Consider the following 12,376-nt stretch of genomic DNA (forward strand, 5'->3'; position numbering starts at 1 on the left):
ATCCGGCGCCCCTTCCGCGTCACTGCACTCCGCGTCAGTCGACGCCGCGGATCGCGGGGTGGTGGAACGTGTCCCCGAACGCCCGCTCGCTCGCGCCGACCCGGTCGAGGTAGGGCGTGAGCCCGCCCATCTGGAACGGGTAGCCCGCGCCGAGGATCAGGCAGAGGTCGATGTCCTCGGCGGCGTGCACGACGTCGTCGTCCAGCATCCGCTTGACCTCGTCCGCGAGACCCGTCTCGACGCGCAGCCGCAGCTGCTCGGCCGTCATCGGCTCCGTGCCCCCGGCGACGATCGCGACAGCGCGCTTGTCGACGCCCTTCACCCGCCCCTTCGCGTCGCGCTCGAAGACGTGGCCGAGCTCGGCGAGGCGGTGCAGGTTGGGGCTGTCGAAGAAGCGGTCGGGGAACGCGGCGTGATGGGTGTCGAGCACGTGCGCGCCGACCTTGAGGCCCACCAGCTCGAGCAGCTCGAACGGGGTCATCGGCAGGCCGAACGGAGCCAGCGACTGCTCGACGACCTCGAAGGGAGTGCCCGTGTCGACCGCGTGCATCGCCTCGCCCAGGACCTTCGCCAGCACGCGGTTCACCACGAAGCCCGGGGTGTCGCGCGTGATGACGGCGTTCTTCTTGAGCTTCGCGGCGGTGACCATCGCCGTCGAGAGGGTCTCGTCGTCGGTGTGCGGCGTCCGGACCACCTCGATCAGCGGCATGACCGCGACCGGGTTGAAGAAGTGGAAGCCGACGAGGCGCTCGGGGTGCTCCAGCCGCTCGCCGATGCGCTCGACGGAGAGGGACGAGGTGTTGGTCGCGAGCACCGCCGTGGGCGAGACGTAGCGCTCGATGTCGGCGAACACGTCCTGCTTCACCGACAGCTCCTCGAAGACCGCCTCGATCACCCAGTCGGCGTCGGCGAAGTCGGAGCGGTCGGTCGTGCCGGTGATCAGCGCGCGGAGGCGGTTCGCGTCGTCGGGGGAGACGCGTCCCTTCGCCAGCAGCGCGTCTATCTCGGCGCGGATGCCCGCGACGCCCTTGTCGACCCGCTCCTGGTCGAGGTCGGTGATGACCACCGGCACCTGGAGGCGGCGGACGAAGAGCAGCGCGAACTGCGAGGCCATGAGGCCCGCGCCGACGACCCCGACCTTGGTGACGGGCTTGGCCAGCGCCCTGTCGGGCGCTCCCGCGGGACGCTTGGCGCGCTTCTGCACCAGATCGAACGCGTAGATGCTCGCGCGGAACTGGTCACCCGAGATCAGGTCGGCCAGCGCCTCGTCCTCGGCGGCGAAGCCCTCCTCGCGGGTGGTGTTCTTCGCGGCCTTGAGAAGCTCCAGCGCGCGGTACGGAGACGCCGCGACCGTGCCGATCCGCGACTCCAGCTGCTTGCGAGCGATCGAGATCGCGACGTCCCACTTGACCAGCCGCTCCAGCTTGCCGGGTGCGTTCGGCCGCTCCACCTTCACGGAGCCGCCGATCACGCCGTCGGCCCAGCGGAGCGAGTCCTCGAGGAAGGCGGCGGGCGGGAAGATCGCGTCGGCGATGCCGAGGTCGAACACCTCCTGGCCCTTGAGCGTGCGGTTGTTCTTGAGCGGGTTCTCGACCACGACCTTGAGGGCGTTCTCGATGCCGATCAGGTTCGGCAGGAGCCACGCGCCGCCCCAGCCGGGGATGATGCCGAGGAAGACCTCGGGGAGCCCGAGCGCGGGGATGGAGGAGTCGACGGTGCGGTAGTCGGCGTTCAGGCCGATCTCGGTGCCGCCGCCCAGGGCGAGGCCGTTGATGAAGGCGAAGGACGGCACGCCCAGCTCGGCCAGCATCCCCAGCGTGCGGTGGCCCAAACGCGCCAGCTGGCGGCCCAGCTCACGGCTCGGGATGGCCCCGACCTTGCTGAGGTCGGCTCCCGCGGCGAGGATGAACGGCTTGCCGGTGATGCCGACCGCCTGGATCTCGCCCCGCGAGGCGCGCTCCTTCTGCGCCAGGAGGACGTCCGCCAGCTCGAAGAGCGACGCCGGCCCGAAGGTGTTGGGGCGGGTGTGGTCGCGGTCGTTGTCGAGCGTGATCAGGGCGAGCGTGCGGCCGCTGGGCAGCGGCACGTCGCGGACGTAGGAGTGGGTGACGACCTCGCCCTCGGCGAGGTCCACGAGGTTCTCGAATCCGTCGAGCATGGGTCAGCGTCCCTTCCGTCGTCCGCGCTTGCCGTCGTAGTGCGGGTTCTCCCAGATCACCGTGCCGCCCTGGCCGAGGCCGACGCAGAGGGCCGTCACGCCGTAGCGGACCTCGGGGTGCGACTCGAACTGCCGGGCCAGCTGGATCATCAGCCGGACCCCGGAGGAGGCGAGCGGGTGGCCGATCGCGATCGCTCCGCCGTACTCGTTGACGCGCGGGTCGTCGTCGTCGAGGCCGAAATGGTCGAGGAAGGAGAGCACCTGCACGGCGAACGCCTCGTTGAGCTCGAAGAGCCCGATGTCCTCGATGCCCAGGCCCGCCTTGCGGAGCGCCTTCTCGGTCGAGGGGACCGGGCCGATGCCCATGATCTCGGGCTCGACGCCGGCGTACGCGAAGCTCACCATCCGCATCTTCGCGGACAGGCCCAGCTCCTGCGCGGCGTCGGCGCTGGCCAGGAGCGACACCGTCGCCCCGTCGTTGAGCCCGGAGGAGTTACCCGCGGTCACCCGGCCATGGGGGCGGAACGGGGTCCGCAGGCCCGCGAGGCCCTCGAGGGTCGTCTCGGGGCGCGGTGCCTCATCGGCGGTCGCGAGGCCCCAGCCCGCGGCGCTGCGCGTGGCGACGGGGACGAGGTCCGGCTGGATGCTGCCGGCGGCGTACGCGGCGGCGAGCTTCTGCTGGCTCCGCAGGGCGTAGTGGTCGGCGCGCTCCTTCGTCAGGTGCGGGAAGCGGTCGTGGATCCGCTCCGCCGTGCGGCCCATGTTGAGCGCGTCCTCGCCGACGAGGCGCTCGGAGAGGAAGCGCGGGTTGGGGTCGGCGCCGAAGCCCATCGGGTGCCGGCCCATGTGCTCCACGCCGCCGGCGAGGACCACGTCGTAGGCGCCGAACGCGATGCCGCCCGCGGTCGCGGTGACCGAGGTCATCGCTCCGGCGCACATGCGGTCGATGGCGAAGCCGGGCACCGACTTCGGCAGCCCTGCGAGCAACGCTGCCGTGCGGCCGAGGGTCAGGCCCTGGTCGCCCTGCTGGGTGGTGGCGGCGATCGCCACCTCGTCCACCCGCTCCTTCGGCAGCGCGCCGTTGCGCTCCAGCAGACCGATCATCGCCTTGACGACGAGGTCGTCGGCTCGGGTCTGCCAGTACATGCCCTTCTCGCCGGCACGCCCGAACGGAGTACGGACTCCGTCGACGAACACGACTTCGGATCTCTCGGCCACAATGCCTCCCAGGAACTCACGGTCGCCGTCGATCGTAGGAACCGGCACCGCGCAGCCGGAATCCTTTGCCGCTTCCTACGAAGGGGTTTCGGTGCCCTCGGCCGACGCTTGGGCCGCTTCGACAAACGCGGTGGCGATCGAGCCCGATGTGGCCTCGACCTGCCAGGCGCGGGCGCCGGCGCGGGTGAGCTCCGCGGCGACCGACTCCGCGGTCAGCGGCTCGGGCGGGTTCCAGGCCACCCGGCGCAGCAGCTCCGGCGTGAGCAGGTTCTCGACCGGGAGCGAGAGCAGCTCCGCGATCTCGGTGACCACGGCGCGTCCCGCCTTCAGGCGCGCGTCGGCGGCCGGGTTGCGATCGCCCCACGCGCGCGGAGGGGGGAGCGTGTCGGCGGCCGGGCGGGTCGGGCTCGGCAGGTCCTCGGTCGTCGTCCCGCGCTCGATCGCGGCCCACCAGCGCTCGACCTCGCCGCGGCTGGCGCGGCCGGTGAAATCGCGGCGGCCCGAGAGCTGGCCGATGCTGGTCGGGATGTTGCGGGCGACCGCGATGATCGAGGAGTCGGGGATCAGGCGGCCGGGAGCGATGTCGCGCTCGCGGGCGAACGCGTCCCGGGCCAGCCAGAGCTCGCGCGCCACGGCGAGGGGGCGCGGGCCGCGGAGCGAGTGCATGCCGGAGAGGCGGCGCCACGGATCCGGCGGGACCGCCTTCGGGGCGCGCGCGAGCGTCGCCTCGAACTCCTCGCGGGCGATGCGCGTCTTCCGCGCGGCGATGAGCATCTCCTCCATGCGGTCGCGGAGGTCCACGAGGAGCTCCACGTCCTTCGCGGCGTAGACGAGCCAGCTCTGGGGGAGGGGGCGGGTCGACCAGTCGGCGGCCGAGTGCTCCTTGGCCAGGTGGATGCCGAGGAGGTCCTCGACGACGGCGCCGAGGCCCACCTTGGGCAGTCCGAGGAGCCGGGCGGCGAGCTCGGTGTCGAAGATCCGCACCGGGTCCAGGCCCACCTCGCGCAGGCAGGCGAGATCCTGGCTGGCGGCGTGGAGGACCCACTCCTCCTGGCCGATGACCGCCTGCAGGGCGTCCATCCGGCCGATGGCGGGGGGATCGAAGAGGAACGCGCCGGCGCCGCGCCGGTAGACCTGGATCAGGTACGCGCGCTGCGAGTAGGTGAAGCCGGAGGCGCGCTCGGCGTCGACGGCGACGGGGCCCTCGCCGGCGGCGAGGGCGTCGACCGCGGCGAGGAACTCGTCGGGCGTGGAGAGGACACGGTAATCAGTCACGGTTGTTCCGTCGGAAGGCGAGCGGGGTCACACCGTCGCTCGATACGGGCGGGAGACCCGCGAGCATGCACAACAGCTCCCCCCACCCTTCCACGTGAGCGGCGAGCTGCGCATCATCCGGGCTCCAGGAGGCGCGGATCTCGATCTGCGCACCGTCCCCCTGAGCGGCCAGCTCGCCGAAACCGGTGGAGAGCACCTTGGTGGCCGTGCCGGACGCGGCGGAATAGGAGGCGCCCCGCGCCCCGAGGGCGTCGATGAGCCAGGACCAGGCGACCTCGGCGAGGAACGGATCGGTGCCGATCTCGACCTCGAGCGGGGCCTGGGCGAAGCAGACGACACGGAAGGGGCCGCCCCACTGCTCGGGCTCCTCGGGGTCGTAGAGCAGGATGAAGCGCCCCGTGCCCAGCTCGGAGTCGCGTCCGTGCGCGTGCGGCGCGACGTCGCCCGACAGGGCGAGGGCCCAGGGCGCGAGACCCGACGGCGAGGCGATCTCGGACACGGTGAGCTCGGCGCGCGTGGCAGCGGCGCGGATCGACTCCGTCGCGACCCTGAACTCCTCGGGGAGCTGGGACGACGCTGGGAATTCGGGCACGGTCGCAGACTAGGGTTCCGACGCGCCCGGGACGCGGAGGCACGCCGGGTGGGCGGCTCTCAGCGCGTGCGGCTCCAGCGGGCGTAGACGGCCCCGGAATCGTCCGCGGCCAGGAGCGTCAGGGCGTAGGCGTCGTCGACGACGGCCGTGCCCGTCGCGACCGGGAGGCCCGGCAGGACGACGCGCGGCGAGGTGGTGAGGCACAGCTCGTCGACCCGGCCCGAGGCGAGGAACTGGCCCGAGAGCGAGGCGCCGCCCTCGCAGACGACGCGGTGCAGGCCGAGCCCGGCGAGAGCCTCCAGGAGCTCGTCGACACCGATCCGCTCCGAGGAGGACGGGACCGGGACGACCTCGACGCCGGCGGGGAGCCCCTCCACCGCGCCGCGCGACTCCGGCACCAGCAGCAGGACCCGGGAGCCCTCCTGCAGCTCCAGGCGGTGCCCGGCGAGATCGCCCGAGGCGGAGACGACGGCGAGCGGGACCCGCCGGGGGACGCGGTAGCCCTCGGCGCGGACGCTCGCGGCTCCGACGAGGACGACGTCGGCCTGCTCGCGGACGACTCCGAGGATCGTGCGGTCGACGCGGTTGGTGAGCGTCTCGCTCGTGCCGTCGGAGCCGGTGCTGGAGCCGGTGACGCTCGCGATCATGTTCAGGCGCACGCGCACCGCCTCGTCGGGACGCCAGGCGGCCGCGACCGCCGCTCGCGCGCCCTCCTCGCCGATCACGATCGGCCGACCGGCGGGGAGGAGCGGCCGGAGGATCATGCGGCCAGGTGCGCGCGGACCTGCCGCTTGGTACGGCCGAGCAGCGCGGTCATGCCGCGCAGGCGCAGCGGCGAGACCGCCTCCGAGAGGCCGATGGTCTGCGGGAAGTCGTCGGGAACGGCGAGCACCTGCTCGGGGGTGAGCCCGGCCAGGCCCTGCGCCAGGATCGACGCGAAGCCGCGCGTCGTGGGCGCCTCGCGGGGAGCCGTGGCGTGCAGGTGCACGATCCCGCCCTCGACGTCGACGACGATGAAGACGGGTGCCTGGCACTCCTCCACGCGCTCGAAGAGGTCCGGGTGGTCGCGGTAGCGCTCGGGCAGGTCGGGGAGCTCGTTCGAGAACTCGAGCAGGAGCTGCAGGCGCTCCGGCTTCTCGAGGGCGAGGAACTCCTCGCGGATGTCGCGCAGAGCGTCGGGGAGCGTGGTGTCGGTCATCCGGTCCAGTGTCTCATCGGGGGAGGGGCGGCGGGCGGTCGCAGCGGAGGCCGGGAGCCCGGATCCGGCCCGTCGACGGGCGGATCGGCGCTCCCGGCCTCCGTCGTGACGCGTCAGCGGGCCGCGGGGGCCTCGCCGGGCTCGGCGCCCTGCACGATCGGGACGCGGACGGCGCTGCCCCACTCGGTCCAGGAGCCGTCGTAGTTGCGGACGCCCTCGAAGCCGAGGAGGTGGGTCAGCACGAACCAGGTGTGGGCGGAGCGCTCGCCGATCCGGCAGTAAGCGATGACGGAGTCGCCGTCCTTCAGCCCCGCGCCCTCGCGGTAGATGCCGTTCAGCTCGTCGAGGGGGCGGAAGGTGCCGTCCTCGGCGGCGGCCCTGCCCCAGGGCACGTTCTGCGCGCTGGGGATGTGACCGGCGCGCAGGGCGCCCTCCTCCGGGTAGGCCGGCGCCGTGGTGCGCTGCCCGGTGAACTCCTCCGGGGAGCGGACGTCGATCAGCGGGTTGCCGAAGTGCGCGAGGACGTCGTCCTTGAAGGCGCGGATCTCGGCGTCGCTGCGTTCGACGACGGGGTACTCGGCGGGCTCCGGGGAGGAGGCGTCGGTGGTCGTCGGGCGGCCCTCCGCGAGCCACTTGTCGCGGCCGCCGTCGAGCAGACGGACGTCCTCGTGACCGAAGAGGGTGAAGACCCAGAGCGCGTAGGCGGCCCACCAGTTGTTCTTGTCGCCGTAGACGACGACGGTGGTGTCGCGGGCGATGCCCTTGCCGCTGACGAGCGCGGCGAACGCGGCGCCGTCGATGTAGTCGCGCTGCACCGGGTCGTTGAGGTCGGTGTGCCAGTCGATCTTGACGGAGCCGGGGATGTGGCCGGTCTCGTAGAGCAGGACGTCCTCGTCGGACTCGACGACGACGAGACCGGGAGTGCCGAGGCGCTGCTCGAGCCAGTCGGCGCTGACGAGCCGTTCGGGGTGCGCGTAGGAGGCGAACTTCGGCGACGGATCGGTTTCGACGGACAAGGAGGACCTCCAGGATGGTGCGCGGAGCGCGGGCGTGATTCCACGGCGGGCTACGCTGGAGCCCGCCCTTCAGCGACAGTACGCGTCCGCGGACGACGCCGCACGGAGGGCGCCGTAAGAGTTCGACACAGAACCGCGGCGGCTCCGTGCCCGGTGCGGCCGCCGCCACTGAGCGCACTGACCCCCGCCGTGCGCAGGATGCGAGACGCGAGTGAGCCCCGACGACGTCCGATCGACGAGCAGCCTGACCGCCCGCTCGCCCCAGATCAGCGGGCACGAGATCGCGTCGACGCTGGTGCCCCCACGCCAGTTCGAGGGCGCCACCTTCGAGAGCTACCGTCCCGACCCGGAGTACCCCTCGCAGGCCGACGCGGTGGAGGCTCTGCGCGCGTTCGCCGCCGGCGGCGGATCCAAGGGAGGCGGCTTCCTGGGCTTCGGCCGGAAGAAGGCCCCCGCGGTCAAGCCGGGCGTGTACCTCGACGGCGGCTTCGGCGTCGGCAAGACCCACCTGCTCGCGGCGATCTGGCACGCGGTGCCGGGCCGCACCTACTTCGGGACGTTCATCGAGTACACCGCGCTCGTCGGCGCGCTCGGCTACGCGGCGACCGTCTCTCTCCTCAAGGGCTCGGCGCTCCTGTGCATCGACGAGTTCGAACTGGACGACCCGGGCGACACGATGCTGATGACGCGGCTCCTCGGCGAGCTCGTCGCCTCCGGGACCCGCATCGCCGCGACCTCGAACACCCCGCCCAACGCGCTGGGCGAGGGGCGCTTCGCCGCGGCGGACTTCCTCCGCGAGATCCAGTCGATGGCCGCCCACTTCGAGACGATGCGGATCGACGGCACCGACTACCGGCGCCGCGACATCGAGGGCCACGCCGTGGTGCGCACCGACGAGGAGATCGACGCTCTCGTCGCGGCCGCCCCCGCCGGCTCCGTCGTCACCGACGACCCGTTCGCGGAGGCCGTGCACCACCTGGGCACCGTGCACCCCTCCCGCTACATCAAGGTGATCGACGGCGTCGACACCATCGTGCTCCGGGGCGTCACCGCTCTGACCGACCAGACCGACGCCCTGCGCCTCGTGGCCTTCATCGACCGGGTCTACGACGCGCAGATCCCGGTCCTCGCCTCCGGGACGCCCCTCGACGAGGTCTTCGGCGGCGACATGCTGAGCGGCGGCTACCGCAAGAAGTACCTGCGCTCGATGTCGCGGCTCATCGCGCTCACCTCGATGGCGCCCCGCTCCTAGGGGCGGATCCGCTCTCCTCCCGGCGTTCCCGGGCTCGTCGTCGTGCCGTCCGCCAGCGCGCCGTAACGCGCTTTTTACACAGGGGCCTCGGCCGTAACCTCCGCGAAACGCGGTGCCTCACGGGACGAAACCTCGCGCCACCAGACTGTCGGCTACCCGAGGTGACCCGACACCCGCGTGTCTCCAGGCCGTGCTCCGACGCAGCGTCCTCGCTCCGGGCTTTTCTCTGCACACTCACGAGAGGTTCAACAATGGATCAAGGCAATACCGCGTTCCTGCTCATCGCAGCCGCGCTGGTCCTGCTCATGACCCCCGGGCTCGCCTTCTTCTACGGCGGCCTGGTGCGTGCGAAGAGCGTCATCAGCATGATGATGCTCAGCTTCGGAGCCATGGGCCTCATCGGGGTCCTCTGGGTCCTGTACGGCTACGCGATCGCGTTCGGCAACGGCCCGTCCGGCCCCGCAGGGACCGACACCTTCGTCGGCATCGACGGCGTCCTCGGCATCGACACCGCCCAGATCGGCCTGCAGGGCATCTACAACGACGCGCTCGGCGAGCAGACGTCGGCCTTCCCGACGCTGGCCTTCGCCGCGTTCCAGGCGACGTTCGCGATCATCACCGTCGCGCTCATCTCCGGCGCCATCGCGGACCGCGCGAAGTTCGGCGCCTGGATGGTCTTCGCCGGCGTCTGGGCCACCGTCGTCTACTTCCCGGTCGCCTCGTGGGTCTTCAACTTCACCCTCGGCGACGACGCCACCGTCGTCGACGGCGGCTGGATCGCCTACGGCGTCGGCGCGATCGACTTCGCGGGCGGCACCGCCGTCCACATCAACGCCGGAGCGGCGGCCCTCGCCCTCGCCCTGGTGCTCGGCAAGCGCGTCAACTTCACCAAGGGCGCGCACCAGCCGCACAACCCGCCGTTCGTGCTCCTGGGCGCCGGACTGCTGTGGTTCGGCTGGTTCGGCTTCAACGCCGGCTCCGAGCTCGCCGCCGACGGCATCGCGGCCGTCGCCTTCCTCAACACCATCGCCGCTCCGGCCGCCGCGATCCTCGGCTGGCTCGTCGTCGAGAAGATCAAGGACGGCAAGCCCACCTCGATCGGCGCCGCCTCGGGCGCGGTCGCGGGCCTCGTCGCGATCACCCCGGCGTGCGCCAGCCTGTCGCCGTTCTGGGCGATCGTCCTGGGCGTCATCACCGGCGCCGTCTGCGCCCTGGCGATCGACCTCAAGTACCGCCTCGGCTACGACGACTCGCTCGACGTGGTCGGCGTGCACCTGGTCGGCGGCCTCATCGGAACGCTCTACATCGGCTTCTTCGGCACCGGCGTGGGCCTGTTCCTCACCGGCGACGCGAGCCAGCTCGGCAAGCAGGCCCTCGCGGCCTTCACCGTTCTCGCCTACTCCTTCGTCATGACGCTCCTCATCGGCTGGATCATCCAGAAGACGATGGGCTTCCGCGTGAAGAACGAGGACGAGATCGCCGGCATCGACACGGCCATCCACGGAGAGGCGGGCTACGTCCTGGCGGACTGACCCCCTAATCCGCAGCACCCGACGGGGTGCCGGCTCTCCGGAGCCGGCACCCCGTCGGCGCGTCCGGGCCGGGCGACCGCCGGGCGCGCCCCCGCGGGCGGGCGGCTGAGAATCCGGGCTAGGGTTCCGGGGTGCCCTCCTCGCGCTCGGTCGTGTCCCTGCTCCTCCGACTCCTCGGCCGCGCGGTCGCCCCGCGGCCGGACGCCGGGCCCCGCCCGCAGCGCCCGTACCTGAGCACGACGGCGCCGACCCCGGGCGCGAGCGGAGTGGGCCGCACCGTCGAGGTCGACCCGTCGCGGCTCCGCGGGGTCCGCCTGGGCTACGCGCCCACGCCCGACGGCGACCCGGACCCGGGCGAGGTCGTCTGGACCTGGGTGCCGTACGAGGAGGACGACGGCCGCGGCAAGGACCGCCCGGTGCTCGTGCTCGCGGTCGAGAAGTCGGGGACGGTTCTCGCCGTGCGGCTGAGCTCGAAGGAGCACTCCGACTACCTGGCCGTCGGCACCGGCGGCTGGGACCCGGACGGGCGCCCCAGCTGGGTCGACCCGGAGCGCGTGTTCCGCGTGCACCCCGCCGGGATGCGCCGCGAAGGAGCAGCTCTGGAGCGCGCTCGGTACGACGCCGTCGCCCGGGTGCTCTCGGCGCGGTACGGCTGGCACTGAGCGTTAGAAGCCGTGGAGCGGCCACGAGTTGTCGCCGCTGACCGCCTCACGGGGCGATCCCTGCGCGTCGAACGAGGGCCGTGCTCCTCGGGGGAGGCGTCAGACCGGGTCGATCGGCACGAAGCCCGCGTACTTCGCGGCGCGGCCGTCCCCGGAGGACGTGCCGGTGAGCCTGCGCTGCACCCACGGCGCGACGTGCTGCCGGTAGTACTGCACGGTTCCGCCGCGCCGGAGTGCGGCCTCGGGAGCTTTGGGCAGCGCGGCGGGCGGTGTGAGCCCGAGCGCCCGCAGGACCCGGTCGGCCACCCGCCGGTGTCCCCGCGGGCCGAGGTGCAGGCGGTCCTCCGACCACAGCTCCGGATCGGCGAAAGCGGGGTCGTGCCAGTTGTCGGCGACGACCACGTCGGTCCGGTGGCTCGTCCGGCGCAGGACGGCGTCGGTCAGCGCGTCCCCGCGGCGGCGGATGAGCGAGCCGAGCGGGAGCCGCGGCGACGGGTCGGCGCCGGCCAGGGCGATCAGCACGACGCCCTGCTCGTCGCAGCGCGCGAGGACGCGGAGGTAGGCGTCGGCGATCCGCTCGATGTCGGCGCGCGGGCGCAGCATGTCGTTGCCGCCTCCGTTGAAGGAGAGGTGGGTCGGGCCCAGGGCGAGCGCGGGCTCGAGCTGCTCGGCGAGGATCGGCGCGATGAGCCGGCCCCGGATCGCGAGATTGGCGTACTCGATCCGCTCGCCCGTGGCCGCCGCCCATCCCGCGGCCGTCAGATCGGCCCAGCCGCGCGGGGTGCCGTCCGGCCGCTCGTCGCCGACGCCCTCGGTGAAGGAATCGCCGATCGCGACGTAGCGGACGGCCGTCATCGGCGGGTTCCGGAGGTGCGCATCGTGGCACTGTACCGCTCCGCGGCCGGGCTCAGGCGCGGCGCCTCAGCGGGGTGACCGGTGCCGAGCGGGTGCTGCTGGGGCGGGCCGGCGTCGCGGCACCCGGCGCTGCGGCGAGCAGCTCCTCCTCGGGCCGGATGCCGGGCCGGTGCTCGCGCTCGGGACGCGGGGCGGCCCGGAACCAGGCGGCCAGCGCGGAGGACCGGCGGTGCCTCCGGTGGTCGCGGTCCAGCTCGGCGGTGCCCCGGTAGCCGGAGCCCCGGGCGATGCGGTCGAGGCCGCCGAGAGCGACGGGGGTGCTCGCCATCAGGACGGCGGCCAGCTCGAGTCGGCGGAGGGCGAGGTGCTCGTCGAGGCCGAGCCCGTAGCAGCGGCGGAACCGCAGCCGCAGCAGCAGGGCGGGCATCCGCAGCTCGGCGGCGAGGTGGTGGACGGTGAAGCGCCGATCGAGGTAGCGCTCGTTGACGAGGGCGGCCGCCGCGATGGCGACGACGTCGAGCGGCCGGCGGGAGGCGACGAGCTCGCCGAGGAGCCGCGTCATCAGCATCGTGTCGCCCGGGTCGTCCAGTTCGAACTCGTCGATGCACAGGAGCGCCG

The 12,376-nt window shown here is 72.8% G+C and carries 12 protein-coding genes; 3 read left to right on the plus strand and 9 right to left on the minus strand.

From position 1 onward, the window contains the following. Positions 1-34 precede the first annotated feature (34 nt). The 7 genes from C5C50_RS13380 to C5C50_RS13410 all read right to left on the minus strand — a co-directional run bounded on the left by C5C50_RS13380 (position 35) and on the right by C5C50_RS13410 (position 7,457). Positions 35-2,158: a 3-hydroxyacyl-CoA dehydrogenase NAD-binding domain-containing protein gene (locus C5C50_RS13380; RefSeq protein ID WP_104273661.1), complete on the minus strand. Its 2,124-nt coding sequence runs from the start codon at positions 2,156-2,158 to the stop codon at positions 35-37. Between the two features lie 3 nt (positions 2,159-2,161). Then, positions 2,162-3,376 (minus strand): thiolase family protein, encoded by a 1,215-nt coding sequence (locus tag C5C50_RS13385; protein ID WP_104250321.1) that lies wholly within the window; start codon positions 3,374-3,376, stop codon positions 2,162-2,164. 75 nt (positions 3,377-3,451) lie between these two features. After that, entirely contained in the window at positions 3,452-4,651 is a 1,200-nt protein-coding gene (locus C5C50_RS13390; RefSeq protein WP_104267878.1) for a ribonuclease D, read from the minus strand. Beyond that, complete coding sequence (locus C5C50_RS13395) at positions 4,644-5,243, minus strand: DUF3000 domain-containing protein (RefSeq protein WP_104222090.1); 600 nt, start codon at positions 5,241-5,243, stop codon at positions 4,644-4,646. Before C5C50_RS13395 ends, C5C50_RS13390 begins: the two co-directional genes overlap by 8 nt. Before the next feature lie 59 nt (positions 5,244-5,302). Beyond that, positions 5,303-6,007 (minus strand): dihydrofolate reductase family protein, encoded by a 705-nt coding sequence (locus C5C50_RS13400; RefSeq protein WP_104262910.1) that lies wholly within the window; start codon positions 6,005-6,007, stop codon positions 5,303-5,305. Next, the gene (locus C5C50_RS13405; RefSeq protein WP_104222086.1) at positions 6,004-6,441 is read right to left on the minus strand and encodes a SufE family protein; all 438 of its coding nucleotides are present in this window, start codon (positions 6,439-6,441) and stop codon (positions 6,004-6,006) included. Before C5C50_RS13405 ends, C5C50_RS13400 begins: the two co-directional genes overlap by 4 nt. 113 nt (positions 6,442-6,554) lie before the next feature. Beyond that, positions 6,555-7,457 (minus strand): sulfurtransferase, encoded by a 903-nt coding sequence (locus C5C50_RS13410; RefSeq protein ID WP_104273662.1) that lies wholly within the window; start codon positions 7,455-7,457, stop codon positions 6,555-6,557. A 211-nt stretch (positions 7,458-7,668) separates the two neighbouring features. Here C5C50_RS13410 and zapE (C5C50_RS13415) point away from each other — a divergent pair, with 211 nt between their 5' ends. From zapE (C5C50_RS13415) to C5C50_RS13425, 3 genes are all read left to right on the plus strand, one after another. Continuing rightward, the gene (gene zapE / locus C5C50_RS13415; protein ID WP_104262911.1) at positions 7,669-8,709 is read left to right on the plus strand and encodes a cell division protein ZapE; all 1,041 of its coding nucleotides are present in this window, start codon (positions 7,669-7,671) and stop codon (positions 8,707-8,709) included. Between the two features lie 251 nt (positions 8,710-8,960). Beyond that, positions 8,961-10,241 carry an ammonium transporter gene (locus C5C50_RS13420; protein WP_104225239.1) on the plus strand — a complete coding sequence of 427 codons (1,281 nt, stop codon included), beginning with the start codon at positions 8,961-8,963 and terminating at the stop codon, positions 10,239-10,241. Positions 10,242-10,372: 131 nt separating this feature from the next. Then, complete coding sequence (locus C5C50_RS13425) at positions 10,373-10,903, plus strand: type II toxin-antitoxin system PemK/MazF family toxin (RefSeq protein ID WP_167299028.1); 531 nt, start codon at positions 10,373-10,375, stop codon at positions 10,901-10,903. Positions 10,904-11,002: 99 nt separating this feature from the next. Here the strand turns inward: C5C50_RS13425 and C5C50_RS13430 are convergent, their stop codons facing one another. Both C5C50_RS13430 and zapE (C5C50_RS17375) read right to left on the minus strand, forming a co-directional pair. Continuing rightward, positions 11,003-11,758, minus strand: coding sequence for an SGNH/GDSL hydrolase family protein (locus C5C50_RS13430; RefSeq protein WP_104273663.1), 756 nt, complete (start codon positions 11,756-11,758; stop codon positions 11,003-11,005). Between the two features lie 52 nt (positions 11,759-11,810). Further along, on the minus strand, positions 11,811-12,376 hold a 566-nt coding region (zapE, locus tag C5C50_RS17375), incomplete at its 5' end, for an AFG1/ZapE family ATPase (RefSeq protein WP_308471835.1).

It is taken from the genome of Rathayibacter sp. AY1D9 (assembly GCF_002932395.1).
Lineage (GTDB): Bacteria > Actinomycetota > Actinomycetes > Actinomycetales > Microbacteriaceae > Rathayibacter.

What these genes read in the sequence shown, in the direction of transcription:
- C5C50_RS13430 (WP_104273663.1), bottom strand. Translation starts at nt 11,758, where the DNA reads ATGACGGCCGTCCGCTACGTCGCGATCGGCGATTCCTTCACCGAGGGC.
- C5C50_RS13405 (WP_104222086.1), bottom strand. Translation starts at nt 6,441, where the DNA reads ATGACCGACACCACGCTCCCCGACGCTCTGCGCGACATCCGCGAGGAG.
- C5C50_RS13380 (WP_104273661.1), bottom strand. Translation starts at nt 2,158, where the DNA reads ATGCTCGACGGATTCGAGAACCTCGTGGACCTCGCCGAGGGCGAGGTC.
- C5C50_RS13400 (WP_104262910.1), bottom strand. Translation starts at nt 6,007, where the DNA reads ATGATCCTCCGGCCGCTCCTCCCCGCCGGTCGGCCGATCGTGATCGGC.
- C5C50_RS13420 (WP_104225239.1), top strand. Translation starts at nt 8,961, where the DNA reads ATGGATCAAGGCAATACCGCGTTCCTGCTCATCGCAGCCGCGCTGGTC.